General features: G+C 52.5%; 22 protein-coding genes. 11 read left to right on the top strand and 11 right to left on the bottom strand.

Going from position 1 to position 24200, the window contains the following annotated elements:
• A partial coding sequence (locus tag AACU55_RS16715; RefSeq protein ID WP_167686142.1) for an IS3 family transposase occupies positions 1 to 213 on the top strand: 213 nt, incomplete at its 5' end.
• Between the two features lie 307 nt (positions 214 to 520).
• Here AACU55_RS16715 and AACU55_RS16710 read toward each other — a convergent pair.
• Both AACU55_RS16710 and yeaG read right to left on the bottom strand, forming a co-directional pair.
• Positions 521 to 1795, bottom strand: a complete 1275-nt coding sequence (locus AACU55_RS16710; protein ID WP_013575357.1) for a YeaH/YhbH family protein — start codon at positions 1793 to 1795, stop codon at positions 521 to 523.
• Between the two features lie 34 nt (positions 1796 to 1829).
• Positions 1830 to 3764, bottom strand: a complete 1935-nt coding sequence (yeaG, locus tag AACU55_RS16705) for a protein kinase YeaG (protein ID WP_013575358.1) — start codon at positions 3762 to 3764, stop codon at positions 1830 to 1832.
• A gap of 605 nt (positions 3765 to 4369) precedes the next feature.
• Between yeaG and AACU55_RS16700 the strand changes: the two genes are divergently transcribed.
• Both AACU55_RS16700 and AACU55_RS16695 read left to right on the top strand, forming a co-directional pair.
• Positions 4370 to 5119, top strand: coding sequence for a MipA/OmpV family protein (locus AACU55_RS16700; protein WP_037033915.1), 750 nt, complete (start codon positions 4370 to 4372; stop codon positions 5117 to 5119).
• Positions 5120 to 5249: 130 nt separating this feature from the next.
• Positions 5250 to 6104 carry an aldo/keto reductase gene (locus AACU55_RS16695; RefSeq protein WP_134705795.1) on the top strand — a complete coding sequence of 285 codons (855 nt, stop codon included), beginning with the start codon at positions 5250 to 5252 and terminating at the stop codon, positions 6102 to 6104.
• Positions 6105 to 6186: 82 nt separating this feature from the next.
• On the opposite strand, the gene AACU55_RS16690 is transcribed toward AACU55_RS16695, so the two are convergent.
• Together AACU55_RS16690 and gapA are read right to left on the bottom strand one after the other, a co-directional pair.
• On the bottom strand, positions 6187 to 7056 hold the full coding sequence (locus AACU55_RS16690; RefSeq protein ID WP_134705794.1) for a D-hexose-6-phosphate mutarotase: 870 nt from the start codon (positions 7054 to 7056) through the stop codon (positions 6187 to 6189).
• A 166-nt stretch (positions 7057 to 7222) separates the two neighbouring features.
• Entirely contained in the window at positions 7223 to 8221 is a 999-nt protein-coding gene (gene gapA, locus AACU55_RS16685; protein ID WP_013575362.1) for a glyceraldehyde-3-phosphate dehydrogenase, read from the bottom strand.
• 349 nt (positions 8222 to 8570) lie between these two features.
• Between gapA and msrB the strand changes: the two genes are divergently transcribed.
• Together msrB and AACU55_RS16675 are read left to right on the top strand one after the other, a co-directional pair.
• A complete protein-coding gene (msrB, locus tag AACU55_RS16680) occupies positions 8571 to 8984 on the top strand; it encodes a peptide-methionine (R)-S-oxide reductase MsrB (protein WP_037033918.1) in 414 nt (137 codons plus the stop codon).
• Positions 8985 to 9079: 95 nt separating this feature from the next.
• Complete coding sequence (locus AACU55_RS16675) at positions 9080 to 9352, top strand: YeaC family protein (RefSeq protein ID WP_015689892.1); 273 nt, start codon at positions 9080 to 9082, stop codon at positions 9350 to 9352.
• A 76-nt stretch (positions 9353 to 9428) separates the two neighbouring features.
• Here AACU55_RS16675 and pncA read toward each other — a convergent pair whose 3' ends face one another.
• The 3 genes from pncA to sppA all read right to left on the bottom strand — a co-directional run bounded on the left by pncA (position 9429) and on the right by sppA (position 13096).
• Entirely contained in the window at positions 9429 to 10058 is a 630-nt protein-coding gene (pncA, locus tag AACU55_RS16670; protein WP_134705793.1) for a bifunctional nicotinamidase/pyrazinamidase, read from the bottom strand.
• A gap of 13 nt (positions 10059 to 10071) precedes the next feature.
• Positions 10072 to 11085 (bottom strand): asparaginase, encoded by a 1014-nt coding sequence (gene ansA, locus AACU55_RS16665; RefSeq protein WP_013575366.1) that lies wholly within the window; start codon positions 11083 to 11085, stop codon positions 10072 to 10074.
• Positions 11086 to 11242: 157 nt separating this feature from the next.
• The gene (gene sppA / locus AACU55_RS16660; protein ID WP_013575367.1) at positions 11243 to 13096 is read right to left on the bottom strand and encodes a signal peptide peptidase SppA; all 1854 of its coding nucleotides are present in this window, start codon (positions 13094 to 13096) and stop codon (positions 11243 to 11245) included.
• Positions 13097 to 13275: 179 nt separating this feature from the next.
• Between sppA and AACU55_RS16655 the strand changes: the two genes are divergently transcribed.
• From AACU55_RS16655 to AACU55_RS16645, 3 genes are all read left to right on the top strand, one after another.
• Entirely contained in the window at positions 13276 to 13827 is a 552-nt protein-coding gene (locus AACU55_RS16655) for an NAD(P)H nitroreductase (RefSeq protein WP_134705792.1), read from the top strand.
• A gap of 223 nt (positions 13828 to 14050) precedes the next feature.
• Entirely contained in the window at positions 14051 to 16000 is a 1950-nt protein-coding gene (locus tag AACU55_RS16650; RefSeq protein WP_013575369.1) for a DNA topoisomerase III, read from the top strand.
• The gene (locus AACU55_RS16645; protein ID WP_013575370.1) at positions 15993 to 16307 is read left to right on the top strand and encodes a DUF1496 domain-containing protein; all 315 of its coding nucleotides are present in this window, start codon (positions 15993 to 15995) and stop codon (positions 16305 to 16307) included. Before AACU55_RS16650 ends, AACU55_RS16645 begins: the two co-directional genes overlap by 8 nt.
• 74 nt (positions 16308 to 16381) lie before the next feature.
• Here AACU55_RS16645 and AACU55_RS16640 read toward each other — a convergent pair whose 3' ends face one another.
• The gene (locus AACU55_RS16640) at positions 16382 to 16783 is read right to left on the bottom strand and encodes a pyrimidine (deoxy)nucleoside triphosphate diphosphatase (protein ID WP_134705791.1); all 402 of its coding nucleotides are present in this window, start codon (positions 16781 to 16783) and stop codon (positions 16382 to 16384) included.
• Complete coding sequence (xthA, locus tag AACU55_RS16635) at positions 16783 to 17592, bottom strand: exodeoxyribonuclease III (protein WP_013575372.1); 810 nt, start codon at positions 17590 to 17592, stop codon at positions 16783 to 16785. Before xthA ends, AACU55_RS16640 begins: the two co-directional genes overlap by 1 nt.
• A gap of 255 nt (positions 17593 to 17847) precedes the next feature.
• Between xthA and tyrR the strand changes: the two genes are divergently transcribed.
• On the top strand, positions 17848 to 19422 hold the full coding sequence (gene tyrR, locus AACU55_RS16630; RefSeq protein WP_015689897.1) for a transcriptional regulator TyrR: 1575 nt from the start codon (positions 17848 to 17850) through the stop codon (positions 19420 to 19422).
• Between the two features lie 76 nt (positions 19423 to 19498).
• Here the strand turns inward: tyrR and tpx are convergent, their stop codons facing one another.
• Positions 19499 to 20002 carry a thiol peroxidase gene (tpx, locus tag AACU55_RS16625; protein ID WP_013575374.1) on the bottom strand — a complete coding sequence of 168 codons (504 nt, stop codon included), beginning with the start codon at positions 20000 to 20002 and terminating at the stop codon, positions 19499 to 19501.
• 136 nt (positions 20003 to 20138) lie between these two features.
• Between tpx and ycjG the strand changes: the two genes are divergently transcribed.
• Positions 20139 to 21116 carry an L-Ala-D/L-Glu epimerase gene (gene ycjG / locus AACU55_RS16620; protein ID WP_015689899.1) on the top strand — a complete coding sequence of 326 codons (978 nt, stop codon included), beginning with the start codon at positions 20139 to 20141 and terminating at the stop codon, positions 21114 to 21116.
• Positions 21117 to 21261: 145 nt separating this feature from the next.
• On the top strand, positions 21262 to 22896 hold the full coding sequence (locus AACU55_RS16615; protein ID WP_134705790.1) for an ABC transporter substrate-binding protein: 1635 nt from the start codon (positions 21262 to 21264) through the stop codon (positions 22894 to 22896).
• A gap of 64 nt (positions 22897 to 22960) precedes the next feature.
• On the opposite strand, the gene AACU55_RS16610 is transcribed toward AACU55_RS16615, so the two are convergent.
• Positions 22961 to 24163, bottom strand: a complete 1203-nt coding sequence (locus AACU55_RS16610; protein WP_013575377.1) for an MFS transporter — start codon at positions 24161 to 24163, stop codon at positions 22961 to 22963.
• Between the last annotated feature and the right edge of the window lie 37 nt (positions 24164 to 24200).

Genomic DNA, 24200 nt, shown 5'->3' with positions numbered 1-24200 from the left:
AGCCCAATGGAACGATTTTTTCGCAGCCTGAAATCAGAATGGGTACCGAACTGTGGATACGCTAATTTTAGCGAAGCAAATAGATCAATAACAAATTACATCATTGGTTATTACAGCCAGCTCAGACGCCACCAATATAACGGTGGCTTAACACCCAATGAGTCAGAGCGATTGTTCTGGAAAAACTCTAAAACTGTGGCCAGTTTTTGTTGACCACTTCATTTGCAGGCATGCCGGTGAGAAGTCCATAGTAACTTTATTTTCGCATGCCCATCACTTTTGAAATGATTTGCCAATAAATACGTTCATAAATGGTGATATTTACTTTTTTCATCAATAAATTATTTTACTCACTCTGCTGTTGCGTCATATGAAACGGTATGATGTGGACGACTGGAAAGAGAATCTTCACCAAAACAAAGAGTAAGTTGTTGATCTCATTGAAAGGGGATATGTACTCAAAAGTGAAGGGAAACAGCCAGTAAAAGTAACTTAACCGGCTGTTTTTAAAGGCTAAACATTAATGATCCTGAACCTGCTTATGAAACAGCTCCCTGAATACCGGATAAATATCTTCCTGTTCACGGATATGCTGCATGGCGAAATTATCGAATTTCTCCTGTAGCACTTCGTATTCACGCCACAGCGTCTGGTGGGCGCGGCGGGTGATTTCGATATAGCTGTAATAACGCACCATCGGCAGGATCTTCTGTGCCAGAAGCTGATGGCAGAGCGGGGAGTCGTCAGCCCAGTTATCGCCATCGGAGGCCTGCGCAGCATAAATATTCCACTGCGCCGGGTCGTAGCGTTCCTGAATGACTTCATCCATCAGTTTCAGTGCACTCGAAACGATGGTCCCGCCGGTTTCCTGCGAGTAGAAGAACTCCTGTTCATCCACTTCTTTAGCCTGTGTATGGTGACGGATATAGACCACGTCGACGTTCTTATACGTCCGGCTCAGGAACAGATAGAGCAGGATATAGAAACGTTTGGCCATGTCTTTGGTTGCCTGATCCATCGAACCGGAGACATCCATCAGACAGAACATCACCGCCTGGCTCGAAGGCTCGGGGCGACGTTCATAGTTACGGTAGCGCAAATCAAAGGTATCGATGAAAGGCGTTTTGGCAATTTTTGCCCTCAGCTCAGCAATCTCTTTACGCAGCCGTTCTTCTTCCAGTAATTGTGCCGGTTCGCTGTGCTCGACCTCGGTCAGCGTCGATTCCAGCTCACGCAGCTCGCGTTTTTTACCCGCTGTCATCGCCGTGCGGCGGGCCAGCGAGTTTTGCAAAGAGCGCACCACACTGATATTGGCCGGTACGCCATTAGACGTGTAACCGGAGCGGTGGGTTTTAAATTCATTCAGCTGTTTATGCTGGTTTTTTCTCAGGTTTGGCAGCGCCAGATCTTCAAACAGCAGATCGAGATATTCGTCCTTTGAAATCTGGAATGAAAACTCATCTTCGCCTTCACCATCCTTGCTGGCATCGCCCTGACCACTGCCGCCACCACCGCCCCCCTGCGGTCGTTCGATGCGGTCATTCTGCACAAAGTGGTCGTTGCCGGGATGAACACGGTGGCGCAAGCCACCGCGACCCTGATGAAACATGGGCTCGTTGATATCGGAATTGGGGATCGAAACGGATTCCCCGCTATCCACGTCGGTAACCGAACGCTTGTTGATGGCCTCGGCAATCGACTGTTTGATTTGCGACTTATAGCGGCGCAAAAAGCGCTGGCGGTTCACCGCGCTTTTATTCTTGCCATTCAGCCGACGGTCAATAAAATACGTCATATTTCCCCCAAACGACGTTGCCAACGATCTTCTGTTACGAGGATTTTCTTACGCGCAGGTACCATTCACACAGCAGGCGTACCTGTTTGCGTGTGTATCCTTTCTCCATCATTCTGTCGACAAAATCATCATGTTTTTTCTGTTCATCTGTCGACGTCTTGGCGTTAAACGAGATAACTGGCAGTAATTCCTCGGTATTTGAGAACATTTTTTTCTCAATGACCGTACGCAGTTTTTCGTAACTGGTCCAGTTTGGATTGCGGCCGCTGTTATTGGCGCGGGCACGCAGCACGAAGTTGACGATTTCGTTACGGAAATCTTTTGGGTTGCTGATCCCGGCCGGTTTTTCGATTTTTTCCAGCTCGGCATTCAGCGATTCACGGTCAAACAGTTGGCCGGTATCCGGATCGCGGTATTCCTGATCCTGGATCCAGAAGTCAGCGTAGGTAACATAACGGTCGAAAATGTTTTGTCCGTATTCTGAATAGGATTCCAGATAAGCAGTCTGGATCTCTTTACCGATAAACTCAGCGTATTTCGGGATCAGATAGCCTTTCAAGTGCTCCAGATATTTTTCAGCGATGTCCTGCGGGAACTGTTCGCGCTCGATTTGCTGTTCCAGCACGTAGAACAAATGCACCGGGTTGGCAGCCACTTCTACATGGTCAAAGTTGAAAACACGGGAGAGAATTTTAAACGCAAAGCGCGTCGACAGCCCGTTCATGCCTTCATCTACGCCCGCATAATCGCGGTATTCCTGATAGGACTTGGCTTTCGGGTCGGTATCTTTCAGGCTTTCACCGTCATACACCCGCATTTTGGAATAACTGCTGGAGTTTTCAGGCGTTTTCAGGCGCGAGAGAATCGAGAAACGCGCGAGCGTTTCCAGAGTTCCCGGTGCACAAGGAGCATGCGAGAGTTCACTGTTGCTGAGCAGCTTGTCGTAGATTTTCATCTCTTCAGACACGCGCAGGCAATAAGGCACTTTCACGATGTACACACGGTCAAGGAAAGCTTCATTATTCTTGTTGTTACGGAACGTCACCCATTCAGATTCGTTGGAGTGCGCCAGAATAATGCCGTTGAACGGCAGGGCGGAGATCCCTTCGGTACCGTTATAGTTACCTTCCTGTGTCGCCGTCAGTAACGGGTGCAGCACCTTAATCGGTGCCTTAAACATCTCAACGAATTCCATCACACCCTGGTTAGCGCGGCATAAAGCACCGGAATAACCGTAAGCATCAGGATCATTTTGCGCGTGGTTTTCCAGTTTACGGATATCCACTTTCCCGACCAGTGCGGAGATGTCCTGGTTGTTTTCGTCGCCCGGTTCCGTTTTGGCGATGGCGATTTGTTCGAGAATCGACGGCCAGACTTTCACGACTTTAAACTTCGTGATGTCCCCCCCGAATTCATGCAGACGTTTTGCCGCCCATGGCGACATGATGGTGCCGAGATAGCGCGGAGGAATGTTGTATTCTTTTTCCAGAATATGCGCATCTTCCTGCGGATTGAACAGGCACAGCGGATGGTCGTTTACCGGGCTGCGTTCGCCGTTGGCGCTCAGCACGTAAATCGGTACACGTTGCATCAGGGATTTCAGCCGTTCGGCCAGTGACGATTTACCGCCACCCACCGGGCCCAGTAAATAAAGGATTTGTTTCTTTTCTTCCAGACCCTGCGCGGCGTGTTTCAGGTAGGAGACAATCTGTTCGATAGCCTCTTCCATGCCGTAAAATTCTTCAAATGCAGGGTAACGTGCAACAACACGGTTCGAGAATAAACGCGACAGGCGTGGTTCAAGCGCGGTATCTACCATCGCTGGTTCACCGATTGCCATCAACAGACGTTCCGCCGCATTGACATAAGCACTGCGATCTTGCCGTGCAATGGTAAGAAATTCCTGCAGTGTGAACTCTTCGTCCTTGGCAGCCTCATAGCGCTGGCGATAATGGTCAAATATGTTCATACGATGCCCGTCCTTCGTTATTTTACCCTTCGTCTTTGGAACCGCACCTTCGTTGGCTTCGCTTGTTCACCCGGGTCACTTAACTGTGTAAGCTCATCGGGAATCATTCACTTGCCGCCTTGCTGCAATTCCAATGATTCGGGTAACGCACAGGTTAATGAGAGCTTTTTTCAGCGCTCCCGGAAGAAAGATCTCCCACCTGAAATACAGCAACCCTTATGCCAACTTGCAAAACCCCTTGGAAAGCGACAATCTCGATGGTTTGAGAACTGTCTTTATTCGGTGGGACGGGCAACCGTTCAGGCTAAGTCTTTCATCTATTTATAAGCGTAGTTTGGCATTAAGAAAATTTCCTCTCTGGTTTTGGCGTTTTTTAAGTCATATCAATGACTCAGTTGTGCGGAATGCTCTGAAAAGCCTTACAGGACGTGCCCTGCAGAGCGGAAGTTGTTTCTTTAGTCATTTTTATTTCATATTTTGCAGTTAAATTGTGCGATCGCCCCGGTTTTTCTGGATATGTCTTTTTATAGACCCAGAATTGCTAAGCGTGACGTTTAAGGTTCATTTACACTAGCGACGTTTTTTTACTTAATGGAATTAAGACAATGAAAATGATCAATCTAAAAACACTGTCCATCGTTAGCGCGGCAGTGCTTTGCAGTCATGCTGCCGTGGCGGGAACCTGGCAGGCGGGTGCATCTGCGCTGGTCGCTCCGGATCCGTACCGTGGTAATAATGACCACGTATACCCGGTACCGATCATCAATTACGACAATGATGATTTCTATTTCCACACCCTGATGGCGGGCTATTACCTGTGGAATGATGACGCCAACAAACTGAGCGTCACCGCCAGCTATTTCCCGTTGAGCTTTGATCCAAGCGACAGCGACGATAAGCGCATGAAGCGCCTCGATAAACGTCACTCAACGCTGATGGCCGGTCTGGCTTATTCGCATAACGCCGAGTGGGGTACCCTCCGCGCCAGCTTCAATGCGGATACGCTGGATACCAGCAATGGCATGACTGCTGACCTGGGCTACCTGTATGCCATTAAAGGCTCTAACTGGGCTGTGGTGCCGGGCTTTGGTGTGACCTGGTTTAGCTCGAATCTCACCCAGTATTATTATGGCGTGACCAAAGACGAATCCCGTCGCAGTGGCTTCCACAGCTATTCCCCGAACGACAGCTTCAGCCCGTATGTTGAAGTCTCCGCAAAATATAACTTCACGCCTGCATGGCAAGGGTTCGTGACCGGCCGCTACCTGCGTCTGTCCAGTGAAGTGACCGACAGCCCGATCATCGAAAATAACTGGACTGGCGTGTTGTGGACGGGTGTGACTTACACCTTCTGAGGCAATGCACCATTATGGTGAACATATTGCACATTAATGGGGCGTATCGCCCCATTTGCACATTTATAGATCAGTAAATTTTCAAAGAATCGAATTAACTTTTCAGCTATGACCCAACCGGAGGAAACAGATGAAAGCGAAGACCGTGCAATTGCCTGATGGCACGACAGTACCCGCAATCGGACAAGGTACCTGGTATATGGGGGAACGGAACAGTGATCTCCGTGCCGAAGTGAAGGCCTTGCAGCAAGGGCTGGATGCCGGTATGACGCTGATCGACACCGCAGAAATGTACGCGGATGGCGGTGCGGAAAGGGTGGTCGGTGAAGCGATATCCGGGCGGCGTGATGACGTGTTTCTGGTGTCAAAAGTGTATCCGCATCATGCCGGTGGCGCGAAAGCGATCGCCGCCTGTGAGCAAAGTCTGAAGCGTTTAAAAACAGATTGTCTAGACCTGTATTTGTTGCACTGGCGTGGTTCGATTCCGCTACATGACACTGTCGCGGCGATGGAAAAATTGCAGCAATCCGGCAAAATCCGGCGCTGGGGTGTCTCTAATCTTGATACTGACGATATGCAGGCGCTGTGGAAAATCCCCGGAGGCAATGCATGCATGACCAATCAGGTGCTGTATCACGCGGCAGCCCGTGGCATTGAGTTTGACCTGCTGCCATGGTGTGAGGAGCACAGCGTTCCCGTTATGGCCTATTGCCCGCTGGCGCAGGCCGGCAAGTTACGTCACAACGTCCTGACTGCACCGGTGATGCAGGAAATCGCCAACGCTCGGGGTGTCAGCAGCGCGCAGATTGCTCTGGCCTGGGTAACGCGCACCGGTAACGTGATCGCTATTCCTAAAGCGGTACAACCGCAGCACGTGAAAGATAATGCGGCGGCGCTGACGCTCAGCCTGACGGCCGATGAAATAGCACGAATTGACACAGTATTCCCGGCACCGAATCATAAAACGCCGCTGGATATGGTTTGAAGTCAATCATTCACATCGGTCATCAGACGATAAAAAGGGGCCATCTGGCCCCTTTGTCATCTTTGCTGCAAACCTAAACCGGTTATTTACGGACAGAGAAGGTCACTGCCAGACGCGCTGGCGCGGCATGCATAGAGGTGTGTGTATGGGAAACTTGCGCCGTTTCAACGCACACCATGGTTTTATATCCGTCATCCGGCATATCAGCCATGCTCACCGACAGTGCAGAACCCGGATTCCAGGCCACCACATCGGCGTTATTTTCATGTGCGACAACCAGCGTACGTTTCAGAACCGGATCAACGATTTCGCTGGTGGCTTGCGGCTGGGTGTAGATGCGGTCAGTCTGGCCCGTGAAGGTCAGATCACCGTCTTCCTGTTTGGCTTTCGCGCCATCGACTTTATCAATAAAGTTGTTGCCCAGGCCTTTAATAGTGACATCGGCGATGTCGCCAATGTTGAAATAGGTGTGCAGGGCGCTGTTGGCTTCGAAATCACCGGTTGATTCCAGCTCGATGTGGCAGGTTGCGCCGAGCGTGAAGCGTGCCGTCAGCGTGAATGCATGCGGCCATAATTCCAGTGTTTCAGGGGAGCTTTTCAGCGTTAAGGTCAGTACCACATTTTCGTCAGTTTCTTTGTGGTCAGTCAGTTCCCACGCAACGTTACGTGCAAAACCGTGTGAGGGTTTGCCCGCCGGACCAAACCACGGCCAGCAGATAGGGATACCGCCACGAATCGCAACGCCTTCTTTGAACGCGCTGGCGCTGCTCATCCATAGCACCGGCTCTTCGCCTTCAGGCTGCCATGCCAACAGATGTGCACCTTGCAGGGCAATGGCAGCACGGACTTTCGGATGAGTCACCACGAGTACCGGCAGTTCGTCGACAAGACGCTGGCTAACGGAGGTAGAGATTTGGTTTACGATCGGAAGAGAAAAGAGTTGTTCTGTCATTATCTAAAATCCTGTCAGGGTTAAACAATTACGATTTAGAACCAAGACTACACATGAACCAAACCCGTCTGTTTGATCGCACTCATGTGCTGATAAAAAAGTGCATCCGACAGAAAGCAAAAGGGCGACTTGCGTCGCCCTTCAATCAGTTCATTCACATAACCAATTATTTGGAAACGTGAGCGATCAGATCCAATACTTTGTTTGAATAGCCAGTTTCGTTGTCGTACCAGGAAACCAGTTTCACAAAGTTGTCGTTCAGCGCGATACCTGCTTTCGCATCGAATACGGAAGTCAGTTTTTCGCCGTTGAAGTCGGTAGATACTACGTCGTCTTCGGTGTAGCCCAGAACGCCTTTCAGATCGCCTGCTTCAGAAGCTGCTTTGATTACTGCGCAGATTTCTTTGTAAGACGCTGGTTTTTCCAGACGTGCAGTCAGGTCAACAACAGAAACGTTAGGAGTAGGAACGCGGAACGCCATACCCGTCAGTTTACCGTTCAGAGCTGGGATAACTTTACCTACTGCTTTAGCAGCACCGGTAGAAGAAGGGATGATGTTCTGGGATGCGCCGCGGCCGCCGCGCCAGTCTTTGTGAGACGGGCCATCAACGGTTTTCTGAGTTGCGGTAGTTGCATGAACAGTGGTCATCAGTGCTTCAACGATACCGAAGTTGTCGTTGATAACTTTAGCCAGTGGTGCCAGGCAGTTAGTGGTGCAAGATGCGTTAGAAACGATTTCCTGACCTGCGTATTCTTTATGGTTAACACCCATAACGAACATTGGGGTGTTGTCTTTAGAAGGACCAGTCAGAACAACTTTCTTAGCGCCTGCAGTGATGTGCTTACGAGCAGTCGCATCATCCAGGAACAGACCAGTAGCTTCAGCTACAACGTCAACGTTAACTTCATTCCATTTCAGGTTAGCTGGGTCACGCTCAGCGGTAACACGGATGGTTTTGCCGTTAACAACCAGGTGACCGTCTTTAACTTCAACAGTACCGTTGAAACGACCATGAGTTGAGTCGTACTTCAGCATGTATGCCATGTAGTCCGCGTCTAACAGATCGTTGATTGCTACGATCTCGATGTCAGAACGTTCTTGAGCAGCACGGAAAACAATGCGACCGATACGGCCAAAACCGTTGATACCTACTTTGATAGTCATATATTCCACCAGCTATTTTTTTAGTGAATAAAAGGTTGGTTGTAAAATTACAAAAACCTTGCTGAGCGTCAAGCGGAATCGTGTCAATTATTGCTGTAAGTCAAAGCGACGACCTACTCTTGCTCGCTTATTGCACGTTCCGTTTTTAAATCGGCTCACAACCACATGGGGGCGAAAAACAGAATATAAAGAGCCGGAAGATCAGGAGTGTGATCGCCATCACAAGTTGCAAGCGGGCTAACGCTGATGCCATACAGTTTAGGACAAAACGGGCAGACTCGTTGTTAATTTTTTGTTATTATAAACTGTTATTTAAGTTGATTTTTATATTCGTCAGAGAACGAGAATCATGAGCATTGAAGCCAAATCTTCCCCTACACTTGAGCAACTCACTGAAATTCAACGTTATGTCACGCAGGAACACGGAACAGAACCTCCGTTCTCCGGAAAGTTGCTGCACAACCGCCGCGAAGGGATTTATCATTGCGTGGTCTGTGAGTCAGCGTTGTTCTACTCCGATACCAAATACGATTCCGGCTGTGGCTGGCCAAGTTTTTATCAGCCAGTTAACCCTGATGCGATCAAATATCTCACTGATAATTCGCATAAAATGGCGCGTGTCGAAATCCGCTGCTCCCGCTGTGAAGCTCATCTGGGGCATGTTTTCCCGGATGGCCCGAAACCGACAGGTGAACGTTACTGCATAAACTCTGCCTCAATGAGCTTTACGGATGGCAAAAGTGGCAATAAAACCCGCGGTTAGTTCGCAAGAAAATGGTGATGTAATTTTACCGACAAAATCGATTCAGCTATTATTCAAAACCGTTTGAATAATACAGATGAACACAAGGTGCTCAGATGGAAATTAATCAACTTATTGATGTAATGACGCCGGAAATTTACGCACGTCTCGCGCAGGCAGTTGAACTCGGAAAGTGGCCGGACGGTGTCGCGCTGACGCCGGAACAGAAAGAGCACAGCCTGCAGGCCGTGATGCTGTATCAGTCGCGTCACAATGTTGATGCCCAGCACATGAGCATTGGCACGGACGGGCAGATTGTCACCAAAAGCAAGCAGGAACTGAAACAGCAATTTACGCAGGATACGCTGATTAAACTGAAGCCGGAGTAAGTGGGCGGGTTGCGAAAGTGCTGTTTGCTGATAAAGGCGCTGAAGCGCCTTTATCAAGTCAGACGGGAAGACAAATTCAGCCTGTTACTGCCTCAGAGGTACTGATTTTTGCCCCCGCTTTACGCATCGCTTCAACCGCTTCAGCACTGTCTTCGGGTTGCAGATTGACGCCACGGCAACCGTCGGTCAGCAGTGTCACCTGATAGCCTTGCTCCAGCGCATCCAGCACCGTGAATTTCACACAGTAATCCGTCGCCAGCCCCATTACATACAAATGTGTAATCTGCGCCGCTTGCAGCCAGTCATTGAGCATCGTAGCAGCACGATGTCCGTTATCGAAAAACGCACTGTAACTGTCGATGTCAGGATTGGTGCCTTTCTGCACCACAAAATCCACCTGCGGCAGGTTCAGCCCCGGGTGAAATTCAGCGCCCGGTTCGCGCTGAACGCAGTGAACCGGCCACCAGACCTGCGGCAGACCGTTCAGTTCGCCCGACGTCCAGGGCTCCGCGTGGGAATTCACCGCAAAGCTGCGATGTCCGGCCGGATGCCAGTCCTGCGATGCCACCACGGCGATGTCATGGCTTTTACACCATGTCATCATCTTATTGGCAACCGCAATCGTGGCGTCGCCGTCAGTCACGGCCAGCGCGCCGCTGCGACAAAAATCATTTTGCAGATCGACCAGCAACAAAGCAGATTTCATATCGCCCTCTTATTTATTCGGTGAGTTCGCCGCGCAGGTTTTGCTGCATCAGTTCGCGGATTTCCTCGGGAGTGTGTGACTGGCTGAGCAGATAATGCAACTTGGTCAGTGCCGCTTCCACGGTCATATCAAACCCGCTGATCACGCCGGAATGGGCGAGGGCGTTGCCGGTAGCATAGCCGCCCATATTGACGCGCCCTGAAATACATTGCGTCAGATTAACCACCACAATGCCGCGCTCAGATGCGTCTTTCAGCACTTTCAGCAGGTCACCTTTTTGCGGGGCATTACCGACGCCGTAGGAGCGCAGGATCAGCGCTTTTACCGGTTGCATCAGGAAGTTTTGTACCACTTCGGCGGAAATGCCCGGGTAGATCGTTACCACGCCGATCGGTTGTGGCGTGATGTGATGCACTTTCAGCTTCGCCGCAGGCACTTCAGGCAGTGACGGCGTGGAAAGTCGGCGGATGTGGATCCCGGCTTCCAGCAGCGGCGAAAGGTTCGGTGAGGCAAATGCATCGAAACCATCTGCGTGCGCTTTGGTGCTGCGGTTGCCGCGATACAGACGGTTGTTGAAGAACAGGGTGACTTCGTTGACCGGATGATTCGCGGCGATATACAGCGAGTTCAGTAGATTGATCTGACCATCAGAACGCAACGCTTCAAGCGGAATCTGTGACCCTGTCACAATCACCGGTTTGCTCAGATTTTCCAGCATGAACGACAGCGCAGAAGCGGTGAATGCCATGGTGTCGGTGCCGTGCAGGATAACAAAACCGTCGTAGTCGTCGTAATGCGCCTGAATATCATCGGCGATGTGCTGCCAGTCTTCCGGTGTCATGTCGGAGGAATCCATCAGAGGCGCGTATTCCTGAATGGTAAATTCAGGCATCTCAGGGCGATGGAATTCAGGCATCAGCGCCAGCTGACGTTGTAAATGGCCGGACACCGGAATGTAACCCTGTTCAGAACGCTGCATACCGATTGTGCCGCCGGTATAGGCAACGTAAATAGATTTTTTAGTCATCGAAGATGTTCTTTTTTAGAAAGGTGAAAGCAACTGCGCTAAGTATAAAGGCTTCGTGGCTGACGTCCCACCCTAAAAAAGCCCGGAGTTCTCAGCAAGAAGCTCCGGGCTGTGCATTAAGGCGATTCTTTATCCCACATTATCCCAAAACGGAACGTTACTTCACATCACCACAGGTCAGGCAGAGTGCGTAACGGTTCTGCGGATCGTTCATGTTGCTGAACAGGTCAGCCTGTGATTTCAGCGCCATGGCCATTTTGCTCACCGGCGCAGGCAGATACGCCTGGATTGCCGCCGGTAACATAGCGTGAACCGATGCGCTGACCTGCGAGAATACCAGGTCGCTCAGGCTTGGCTCGCTGACATACCAGTTCAGTTGCCATTTTGGCAGTTTGGCCAGTTCAGCGGCTTTCTTCACGGCGTCATCGAAATCACCCAGCTCATCAACCAGGCCATTGGCTTTGGCATCTGAACCGATCCACACGTGGCCCTGGGCGATCTGGTCGATCTGCTCAGGCGTTTTGTGGCGTGAATCGGCAACCAGACCGAGGAAGGTTTTATAACCGTTCTCGATATTGAGTTGCATCATCTGCGAGAACTCCGGCGGCAGCGCTTTGGTGGAAGCGATATCCGCCAGCGGTGACGTTGCCACGCCGTCGGTATGCACACCCGCGTAATCGAGCGTGTTCTGGTACGTGTTGATTACACCAAAGATACCGATGGAGCCGGTGAGGGTGCTCGGGCTGGCGATGATGTAGTTGGCTGGTGTGGAAATCCAGTAACCGCCGGATGCCGCCATACCGCCCATTGAAACCACAACCGGTTTGCCTGCGGCTTTTGCAGCCGCGAGTTCGGAACGGATCACTTCAGAAGCGCTGACGCTGCCGCCCGGGCTGTTAACGCGCAAGACAATCGCTTTCACTTTCGGATCCAGACGGGCATCACGAATTTGCTGTGCCGTGGTGTCGCCACCGACTGCGCCCGGTTGTTCTTCACCGTCGTTAATTGCACCGGTGGCAAAGATAACCGCGATTTGCGGATCGTTGTTGTCCGGTTTTGGCTTCGGTGAATAATCGTAAATGCTGGTGTAATTAAAGTCTTTGGTGTCTTTGTTCCAGCCAAAGGCTTTCACCATCTCGTTGTCGGCTTCGGTGCGTGACGCCAGTGCATCAACCAGCTTGGCTTTCAGCGCATATTGCGCCATATCACCGCCGGTTGCCTGCATACCCGCCAGCACGCCCGCCGCACCCGGGAACAGTTGTTCGGGCGTGATCTGACGGTTGGCTGACACGGTATTGAGATAGTTGGTCCACAATCCGCCAATCCAGCGGCTGTCTGCCTCACGGGCGTCAGGAGACATATCATCACGGATCAATGGCTCAACGGCAGATTTATAGGTTCCGACGCGGAAGATATTGGTGGTGACTTTCAGCTTATCCAGCAGGGATTTGTAATACAGATTGTTAGTGGCAAAACCGTGAAGATCGACCGCGCCCTGTGGCGACAGATAGATTTTGTTGGCATAACTGGCCAGATAATATTGTGACTGGTTATAGCTGTCGCCGATGGCGTAAACTGGTTTGCCTGCATCGCGGAATTCACGCAGCGCTTTACCGATGTACTGCAGTGAAGACTGGTCGGTGCCGGTGAAATCGGTCAGCTGTAACACAATCCCGGTAACGTTTTTGTCGTCTTTAGCGGAGCGGATGGTCTCGACGAGATCAAACAGCGAGTTCTCCTGCAAGCGGCTGCTCGACGTGCCCAGCAATTCGCGGCCCCACTGACGGACTTTATTATTGACGGAAGGCTTGTCGACCACTGAGCCGCTGAGATCAACCAGCAGTGCACCTTGGGTCGTTTCGACAGGCTTGTCCTGCACGGCATACCAGATGCCAACACCAGCCAGAATAATGAGAATAAGGAATACGTTGAGAATAAATTCTCTGACGAAATTAAGAAGACGCCAGGTCCACTTAAAAAAACCGGCGATAATTCGCCACAATGTGCGCATGGTCTCTCCAACAAGACAGATAAGTCCCGCTATCCTAATGACCCGCCAGAAAAATGTCAGCTTTAAATCATGTCAGAGTTTGGCAGTGATGCATTATCTGAAAGCCAGTTGACCGTTGGAAAAAGGCGTTACGATTATGTTAACGTAATTCAAATAGCAATTATTCTCAGGAGAACATCATGGACGCTTTGGACTTATTACTCAACCGCCGTTCTGCTTCCCGCCTGGCTGCTCCGGCACCGGCCGGTGAAGCGCTGCAAAACATCATCCATGCGGGTATGCGCGCCCCGGATCACGGTGCCCTGCAACCCTGGCGTTTTGTCATTGCTGAAAACGACGGCCTGACCCGTTTCAGTGAGGTACTGCGCGCGGCCGCCATAAAAGACGGCGCGGATGAAAAAGCCATTGAGAAAGCCACGCAGGCGCCCTTGCGCGCACCGCAAATTATTACCGTGATTGCCGTGTGCAAAGAAAGTCCTAAAGTACCGCAATGGGAACAGTTGCTTTCCGCCGGTTGTGCGGTTCACGCCATGCAGATGGCTGCACTGGCGCAGGGTTTTAACGGCATCTGGCGTACCGGCGCGTGGACTGATCATCCGGACGTGCGCAAGACATTCAAATGTGGTGAAAACGATAAAATCGTCGGTTTCCTGTATCTCGGTACACCGCAACTGAAAGCCAGTTTGCAGGTGATCCCGGCCGACAGCACGCCATTCGTCACGCATTTGTAAAATCAGACCGCTCGCTTATTAACCGGTTTTGATCGGCCTTTTCCGATTAAACCGGTTTTTTGCTGCCTAAATGAGCGACCGCCGTCGCGGATCCTTGTAACCATCTTACTAATTACGCCGTCAGCGGCTAACATAGCCACTCTGCATGATGAGGACGTAGTGAAATGAAGGGTGGGATAATGGAAATCTTTGTCGCGATTACACCGCAAACAGGTGCCTGTTGATGCGTCTGTTCATTGCCGAAAAACCCAGCCTTGCCCGCGCGATTGCGGATGTCCTGCCGAAACCTCATCGCCGGGGCGATGGTTATATTGCCTGTGGCAACGATCAGGTGGTGACCTGGTGCGTCGGCCACTTACTCGAACAGGCGCAGCCCGATGCCTACGACAGCCGCTTTGCGCGCTGGTCGCTCGCCGATTTGCCGATCATTCCTGAAAAGTGGCAGCTTCAGCCGCGTTCTTCCGTCGCCAAACAACTCAACGTGATTAAACGCTTATTGCTCGAGGCCTCGCAGGTTGTCCACGCCGGTGACCCGGATCGCGAAGGGCAGTTGCTGGTGGATGAAGTGCTGGATTATCTCGAACTGACGCCGGAAAAACGTCACGCGACTCAGCGCTGCCTGATTAACGATCTCAACCCGCAGGCCGTCGAACGCGCTATTGAGCGGCTGCGCGACAACCGTGACTTTATTCCGCTGTGTGTTTCCGCGCTGGCCCGCGCCCGTGCCGACTGGCTTTACGGCATCAATATGACCCGCGCCTACACCATTCTGGGGCGCAACGCCGGTTACAACGGCGTGCTCTCCGTCGGACGCGTACAGACACCGGTTCTCGGACTGGTGGTCCGTCGCGATGAAGATATCGAAAACTTCGTGCCGAAAGATTTCTTTGAAGTAAAAGCGCATATCGTCACGCCTGCCGAAGAGCGCTTTGTCGCGCTGTGGCAGCCGAGTGATTCCTGCGAGCCGTATCAGGATGAAGAAGGGCGATTGCTGCACCGTCCGCTGGCCGATCACGTTGTGGCGCGCATTGCCGGACAACCGGCGATGGTCACCGGCTATAATGACAAGCGTGAGAATGATATTGCGCCGTTGCCGTTTTCGCTTTCTACATTGCAGATTGAAGGCTCTAAAGCCTTTGGGCTGAGCGCCCAGCAGATCCTTGATATCTGCCAGAAATTGTACGAAACGCACAAATTGATTACGTATCCGCGTTCGGATTGCCGATACCTGCCAGAAGAGCATTTTGCCGGTCGTCATGCCGTGCTGAATGCCATTGGCGTTCACCGGCCTGACCTAATGCCACAACCGGCCGTGGATACCGATTTACGTAACCGTTGCTGGGATGACAAAAAGGTTGATGCGCACCATGCGATTATCCCGACGGCGCGCAGCAGCAACGTCAACCTGACGGATGACGAACGCAAAATTTACGGTCTGGTGGCGCGTCAGTATCTGATGCAGTTCTGCCCGGATGCGGTTTACCGCAAATGTGTTATCGACCTGGATATCGCGGGCGGTAAATTTATCGCCAAAGCGCGTTTTCTGGCCGAGGCGGGCTGGCGCACGTTGCTGGGCAGTAAAGAACGCGACGAGGAAAACGAAGGCACGCCGCTGCCGGTGGTGGCCAAAGGTGACGAACTGTTGTGCGAGCGCGGAGAAGTGGTTGAACGCCAGACCCAGCCGCCGCGGCCTTTTACCGATGCTACATTGCTTTCCGCGATGACCGGGATTGCGCGTTTTGTGCAGGATAAAGAACTGAAAAAAATCCTGCGTGCGACAGATGGATTAGGTACGGAAGCAACGCGTGCCGGGATTATCGAGCTGCTGTTCCGCCGCGAATTTTTGTACAAGAAAGGGCGCTATATTCATTCCAGCGATACCGGCCGCGCGCTGATCCACTCGCTGCCGGACATCGCCGCCCGCCCGGATATGACCGCTGACTGGGAATCCACGCTGACGCGTATCAGTGAAAAGAGCTGCCGTTATCAGGATTTCATGCAACCGCTGGTCGCGACGTTGCAGAATCTCATCATGCAGGCCAAAACGAACCGGGTGTCTTCGGCATTCCGCAGTCTGCCTTCCAAACCGGCGGGCGCTGTGGCGAAAGGCAAAAGCGCCCCTAAACGCCGCAAAGCGAGTACCAAAGGGAAGGAAGCAAACAGTGATGAATAATGTTTTTATCCGTAAAGTTCTGATGGCAGCGCTGATCAGTTCCGCGTTGCTGGCTGCACCGGCGATGGCGAACCGCAGCAATATCGGCAACGGTACGGATGTCGTTGTGCCATTGCCGCCGCAAATCTGGCAGAACAGCGGCAACAACAATAACAGCGCGCCAACCTGCCACAATTGCTGTATCTACAACAACCAGAGTTACAGCGAGGGGGCCGTTGTCACGGCAGACAGCGTGGTCCTGCAGTGTTCCCGTGATCCGAATGTGGTGGGCACCAACGAACTGAAATGGCAAGTGTTGAAGAAATAAGGCTTTCTTAAAATGTTCAGACAAAAAAGGCGCGGAACTGGCAACAGTCCGCGCCTTTTTATTTGCCATGATCGCTAACCGGCAAATTTCGCCAGATAAGCTTGTGCCAGCGGGATATCCGCCGGTGCCAGTTCAAACGACAGCACCTCATCCGGCGTTACCCAACAGATTTCAGAGTGACACTGTAACCTAATCTCGCCGGTAAACCCGCTGACCCGCCAGCCATGCAAACGAATCAACCGTTCAGACTGTTGCATAACGCTGGTAGCGATGAAATCTTCCACCGTGGCAGTGATGTCCATTTCTTCCTGCAACTCGCGCACTAATGCAGCAGGCTGGCTTTCCCCGGCTTCGACTTTGCCGCCGGGGAATTCCCACAAACCGGCCTGATCGCCGGACGCATCCCTTCGGGCAAGCAGTAATTTGCCCTCGCGCTCAATCAGGGCGGCGACCACGTCAATCGTTTTCATGGTCATTACTTCAGGTCGAACGTCGCCCAGATTGGCGCATGGTCAGACGGCCTTTCCATCCCGCGGATATCGTAATCAATCCCGGTGGCGATACAACGCGCGGCCAGCGGCGTGCTCGCCATGATCAGATCAATACGCAGACCACGGTTTTCATCAAAGCCGCGTGAACGGTAATCAAACCACGAGAATTTATCAGCGGTGTCGGGGTTGGCGGCACGGAAGGTGTCGATCAGACCCCAACCTTTCAGGCGATCCATCCACTCACGTTCTTCCGGCAGAAACGAACATTTACCGGTGCGCAGCCAGCGTTTGCGACTGTCTTCGCCGATACCAATGTCCAGATCGGTCGGGCTGATATTCACATCGCCCATCACCACGACCGGATTGTTCACCGACAAACTGGTGGTCAGGTAATCCTGCAAATCACGGTAAAACTTCTCTTTTGCCGGGAATTTAGTCGGGTGGTCGCGGCTTTCACCCTGCGGGAAGTAACCGTTGATGACCGTCAGAATGCCTTGTGGCGTTTCGATATCGGTCATGATGATGCGGCGCTGAGATTCTTCATCATCACCGGGGAAACCACGGCGTACAGCGACGGGTTCTTGCTTGGTCAGCATGGCAACGCCGTAATGGCCTTTTTGCCCGTGATAAAACACGTGATACCCGTGCTGGCTGACTTCTTCCAGCGGGAACATATCGTCATGCACCTTGGTTTCTTGTAAACCAATAACGTCAGGCTGGTGCTGTTCGATTATTGCCGCAAGCTGATGTGGACGTGCGCGCAATCCATTGATATTAAAGGAGACGAACTTCATAGTCGGGAACCATTTGGCGATGAAATCAGAAGGGCGATAGTAGCAGAAAAAGGCGGGATGGCGAAACCAACATGTGCCGGATGCTGTCAGCAGAAATCACTATGAAAGCAAAATCCTTACCCGATCATCATGGCAGTCAGATGTCATTCAGCGAATTATTTTGTCAACTTTTCGTGACAGTCTCTTCTTCCGGTGTACATGAAAGAGTATTATGCCTGCAGCGATTTCCGCACCGGCAGAAAAAGGTCAACACTGATGCGTCTGGAAGTTTTTTGCGAAGACCGCCTGGGTCTCACCCGTGAACTCCTCGATTTACTGGTTTTACGCAGTATTGATTTACGCGGTATCGAGATTGCCTCGATTGGCCGTATTTACCTGAATTTTTCCCAACTGGATTTTGATACTTTTCGCGCCCTGATGGCTGAAATCCGCCGCATTGACGGCGTGACGGACGTCCGTACCGTGTCGTTCATGCCTTCCGAACGGGAGCATCGTGCGTTACGCGCTTTACTGGTTTCCATGCCGGAACCGGTTTTTTCCATTGATATGAAAGGCAAGGTCGAGCAGGCCAATCCGTCGGCGATGGCATTGTTTGAACTTGATGAAGACAAAATCCGCAATGTGACAGCAGCGAATCTGATCACCGGTTACAACGTCACGCGCTGGCTGGAAAGCGAAAATGCCCAGCCACACACCGAACGTATTGTGATCCGCAGCCAGGATTTCCTGATGGATCTCACGCCAATACATGTGGATGACGAAGATGAAAAAGGCGGAATTGCCGGCGCTGTCGTCATGCTCAAATCGGCTGCCCGCATGGGACGTCAGTTGCAGGATCTGACTGTTAACGATGACAGTGAGTTTGACCACATCGTCGCAGTCAGCACCAAAATGCGTCACGTTTTGGATCAGGCGCGTAAACTTGCCATGCTGGATGCGCCGCTGCTGATTGTCGGTGATACCGGCACCGGTAAAGATTTACTGGCGCACGCCTGCCATCTGCGCAGCGCACGCGGCAAAAAACCTTTCCTCGGTCTGAACTGTGCGTCGCTGCCGGATGACGTCGTAGAAAGTGAGCTGTTTGGCTACGCGGCAGGCGCTTATCCGAATGCGCTGGAAGGCAAAAAAGGCTTCTTTGAACAGGCTAACGGCGGCTCCGTGCTGCTCGATGAGATCGGTGAAATGTCGCCGAGAATGCAGATCAAACTGCTGCGCTTCCTCAATGACGGTACGTTCCGTCGCGTGGGTGAAGAGCACGAAGTGAAAGTGGATGTCCGCGTGATGTGCGCCACTCAGAAAAACCTGGTGGAACTGGTGCAGCGCGGCGAGTTCCGTGAGGATCTGTATTACCGCCTGAACGTGCTGAGCCTGACACTGCCACCGCTGCGCGACCGTCCTGCGGATGTGATGCCGCTGACGGAACTGTTCGTGGCGCGTTTCTCGGATGAACAGGGGATGCCGCGTCCGAAACTGTCTTCACAACTGGCGAATTACCTGACGCACTACGGCTGGCCGGGCAACGTCCGCCAGTTGAAAAATGCCATTTATCGTGCGCTGACGCAACTGGAAGGCGGAGAGCTACGCCCGCAGGACATCGTTCTGCCGGACTTTGACGCTGAAGTGACGATAGGTGAGGAAGCACTGAACGGTTCGCTTGACGACATCAGCAAACGTTTCGAACGCTCCGTGCTGACCCGGCTTTACCGCACTTATCCGAGCACGCGTAAACTGGCGAAACGTCTGGGCGTCTCACACACGGCTATTGCTAACAAACTGCGCGAATACGGCCTCAGCAGTCGTCGTGGCGAAACGGGCGACAGCGACGAGTAATTCCCGGTTCAGAAATTATGCACAATAAAAAAGCAACGGATTACGCCGTTGCTTTTTTTTATCTGCTAAAAAGTGATTATTTCAGCACAGCCAGCGCAGATTCATAGTCAGGCTCAGTGGTGATTTCATTCACCAGCTCGCTGTACAACACGTTATCCTGACCATCCAGCACCACAACTGCACGGGCAGTCAGACCGGACAACGCGCCATCGGTAATGCCCACGCCGTATTCGGATTTGAAATCACCGCCACGCAGGGTGGACAGGGTAATCACATTGGACAGGCCTTCCGCGCCGCAGAAACGGGACTGTGCGAAGGGCAGATCAGCAGAAATGCACAGCACCACAGTGTTGTCGATGTCAGCCGCCAGTTGGTTGAATTTGCGGACGGACGTGGCGCAAACGCCGGTATCGATGCTTGGGAAAATGTTCAGGACTTTACGTTTGCCCGCGAAGCTGCTCAGGCTGACATCAGAAAGATCTTTAGCGACCAGGGTGAAAGGCTTAGCAACATCGCCTTTCTGAGGGATTTTGCCTGCAACGCTAACCGGGTTGCTTTGAAAGTGTACTGTCTGGGTCATGATTATTTCCTATTTCCATTTGAGTCAAACGGCTTTCAGTTTAGGGGAACAATGCTATGTTGGATATAGATTATTTGTTAATAAGTTGTATGTATTGATTGTATCCCGCAGGGCGCATTTCACTATTGGAGACGCTATGAGAAGTGTTCGCTTTTATCCTGAAGCCTGGCCGTTACATACGCCGTTTGTGATCTCCCGTGGCAGCCGCACTGAAGCGCGGGTGGTGGTGGTCGAAATAGAAGAAAACGGCATTCGCGGCGTCGGGGAATGCACGCCGTATCCGCGTTATGACGAGAGCGAAACCTCGGTAATGGCACAAATCGCCAGCGTCGTTACCGCTATAGAACAGGGTGCCAGCCGCGAAAAATTGCAACAGATACTTCCGGCAGGCGCCGCCCGCAATGCGCTGGACTGTGCGCTGTGGAACCTTGAATCCCAGACCAGTGGCCTGAATTTATGGCAACTGACCGGCACTGAACCGCTGCCTTCCATCAGCATGGCGCAGACAGTAAGTATCGGTTCGCCGGAAGCGATGGCGGAAGCGGCGCTGGCCTTACAACAAAAGGGGGCGACTCTGCTGAAAATCAAACTTGATGACCGCCTGATTGCCGAACGGCTGGTGGCGGTGCGTGCCGCCGTGCCGAACGCCTCGCTGATTATCGATGCCAATGAAGCCTGGCAAAGCGACGGGCTGGCGGCTCGCTGTCAGTTGCTGGCTGACCTCGGCATTCTGATGCTTGAACAGCCGCTGCCTGCCGGTGAGGATTCGGTACTGGAAAACTTTATCCACCCGCTGCCGATTTGCGCTGACGAAAGCTGTCATACGGTTGAAGGCTTACCGGCGCTGAAAAACCGCTATGACATGGTGAACATTAAACTGGATAAAACCGGTGGACTCACCGGTGCACTGGTGCTGGCAGAAGCCGCACGTGAACAGGGTTTTGAGATTATGCTCGGCTGCATGTTGTGCACGTCACGGGCGGTTCGCGCAGCATTACCGCTGACGGCAGGGGCTAAGTTTATTGACCTTGATGGCCCGACCTGGCTGGCTCAGGACGTCGAACCGGCCATGAAATTTCACTGCGGTGGCATTGACGTTGCCGGTTCGGACTGACTTCGCCCGGCTTTTTATTCACCAAACCCGGCGGTTTTGTGCGCGAAGGCAAATCTGTAATGATTTCTTATAGGGAATTATTACCGGTAATGATAAAACTCGTGAATGTTTCAGGGCGTAGCCCTTTGTCAGTTCAGGAGAATTTATGCTGCAGGGAAATCCATTTCCGCTTTTATCGTATTCCGCATGCGCCGCGCTGGTGGCGCTGACTGCCAGTCAGGCTATCGCCGCTCAGGTTCCTGCCGGTTCCCAGCTCGCTACCAAACAGGAAATTGTCCGTCACATTAAAGACGAACCCGCCTCACTGGATCCGGCTAAAGTTGTCGGCCTGCCGGAAGCGCAGGTGGCGCGTGATTTATTCGAAGGGCTGGTGAATCAGGACGCCACCGGGAAAAATATTCCGGGCGTGGCGGAAAGCTGGCAAAACCAGAACAATCAGGTGTTCCTGTTCACTTTACGCAAAGACGCCAAATGGTCGAACGGCGATCCGGTGACCGCACAGGATTTTGTCTATAGCTGGCAGCGTCTGGTGGATCCGAAAGGGTCATCATCCGGCGCGTGGTTTGCCGGGCTGGCCGGCATTGCTAATGCGGATGCGATTATCGCCGGGAAAATGCCGGTGGATAAACTGGGTGTGACCGCCGTCAGCCCTACGCTTTTACGCGTTACTCTGGATAAACCGGTGCCTTATTTCGTCAGTCTGCTGGCGAATTTCAGCCTGTTCCCGGTGCATAAAGCCACTGTTGAAAAATACGGTGATGAATGGACCAAACCGGGCAATCTGGTGGGCAACGGCGCGTATGTGCTGAAAGACCGCGTGGTCAATGAAAAGCTGGTGCTGGAACCGAACCCGTATTACTGGGATCATGCCCGCACGGTGCTGACGAAAGTCACCTTCGTGCCGATCAACAAAGAATCCAACGCCACGAAACGTTATCTGGCCAATGATATCGACATCACCGAGTCCTTCCCGAAAGACCAGTACAAAAAATTGCTGCACGATTTGCCGGGGCAGGTTTACACGCCGTATCAGCTCGGCACTTATTATTACGCCTTCAATACCCGCCGTGCGCCGACTGACGACGTCCGTGTGCGTCAGGCGCTTTCACTGAGTATTGACCGTAAAATTATTGCTGAAAAAGTGCTGGGCACGGGCGAAAAACCGGCGTGGCGCTTTACGCCGGATGTGACCAACGGCTTTAAACCGGCTGAAAGTGAGCTGCAGCAATATTCACAGGAAGAACTGAACGCACAGGCGAAAAGCCTGCTGGCGGCGGCCGGTTACGGCCCGTCAAAACCGCTGCATCTGACGCTGCTGTATAACACCTCGGAAAGCCATCAGAAGATTGCCATCGCAGTGGCATCGATGTGGAAAAAGACGCTGGGTGCCGATGTGAAACTGGTGAATCAGGAATGGAAAACGTACATCGACAGCCGCAACACCGGTAATTTCGATGTGATCCGCGCGTCCTGGGTCGGCGATTACAACGAAGCCTCGACGTTTCTGTCGCTGCTGACGTCCACACATAACGGCAACATCAGCAAATTCAGCAATGCGGAATACGATAAAGTCATCAGTGACGCCAGCCGTGAAACCAGCGAAGCGCGCCGCAATAATGACTACAACAAAGCCGAGCAGATTATTACCGGGCAGGCCCCCATTGCGCCGATTTATCAGTACACCAATGGCCGACTGATCAAACCCTGGGTGAAAGGCTATCCGATTAATAACCCGGAGGATGTGGCTTACAGTCAGGAAATGTACATCCTCAGGCATTGATATTTCTGACGTAAAAAAGCGCCCGCAGTGAATAGCTGCGGGCGCTTTTCTTTTATCTCATCTTTCAGTTTTTACGGCTGAACAGACGTAGCAAGAGTGCCGCACCGGCCGCAATCGTTGCCAGCGCCACCACACCCGTCCAGCCACCGGTTGCCAGCGCTTTACTGCCCAGCGCCGCACCGGCTGACATGCCGATAAACACCACGGTGAACAGCAGGGCATTCAGTCTGCCGCGTGCCGCTGGTTCAAGGCCATACACCAGCGTCTGATGTGCCACCAGCGTGGCCTGAATACCTAAGTCAAAACCGATGGCGCTCAGCACAATCAGCGCCAGCTGAGCGTGCGGTGACAACAGCGGTAACAGGAACATCGCCGCAAAAGAAATCATCACCAGTGCAGAACCCATTTGCGTGACCCGCGCCGGGCCTTTCTTATCGGCTAACGCCCCGGCCAGTGGCGCAGCTAATGCCCCTGCTGCACCCGCCAGACCAAATGCCCCGGCCACTGCACTGCCCAGATGGAACTGTTCGTTAAGCATAATCGCCAGCGTTGACCAGAAGGCACTGAACGCGACGGACAGCAAACCCTGAGCCAGTGCGGCATGACGCAGTGTTTTATAGTTTTTCCACAAGCCAAACATCGAGTGCAGCAGACCGGCATAACTGATACGCGTATCCGGTTTGAAACGCGGCAATACCCGCCAGAGCGCAACGCCAATCAGCGCGACGCTCAGCGCCGCCAGCTGATACATCACCCGCCAGCCAAAATATTCGGCCACAAAACCACTGAGTACGCGGGAAAGCAAAATCCCGACCAGAAGACCGGTCATCACCGTGCCGACCGTTTTCCCCCGTTGTGCGGCTGGCGCCAGATGCGCCGAGGCGGGCACGATATCCTGCGCCATGGTGGCACCGATACCGGTGATCAGGCTGGCGACCAGCAAACCGTGAATGCCTGGCACAAAACCACACAGCAACAACGCAGCGGCCAGTAAAATGCTTTTCAGCAGAATAATGGTGCGGCGGTCATGGCGGTCACCCAGCGGAATGAGAAACAGAATCCCCAATGCGTAACCGGCCTGTGTGAGCGTTGGAATCAGACCGACGGACGTGGTGCTGGCTTGCAGATTACCGCCCATAATGCCGAGCATCGGCTGGCTGTAGTAAATCGAGGCGACGCTTAACCCCGCACCGGCGGCCAGTGTAAAAATGATTTTGCCCGACAGGGCGGATCCCTCAACATGGGATGTGCTGGTAAGTTCTGACATAACGTGACCCCTGAATAATAAGTTTGTAGCCGTAAGT

Source organism: Rahnella sp. CJA17(1/100), from assembly GCF_963881615.1.
Classification (GTDB): Bacteria; Pseudomonadota; Gammaproteobacteria; order Enterobacterales; family Enterobacteriaceae; genus Rahnella; species Rahnella aceris.
Note: the sequence above shows the minus strand (reverse complement) of the source record. Positions and strands in the feature narration are given on the sequence as shown.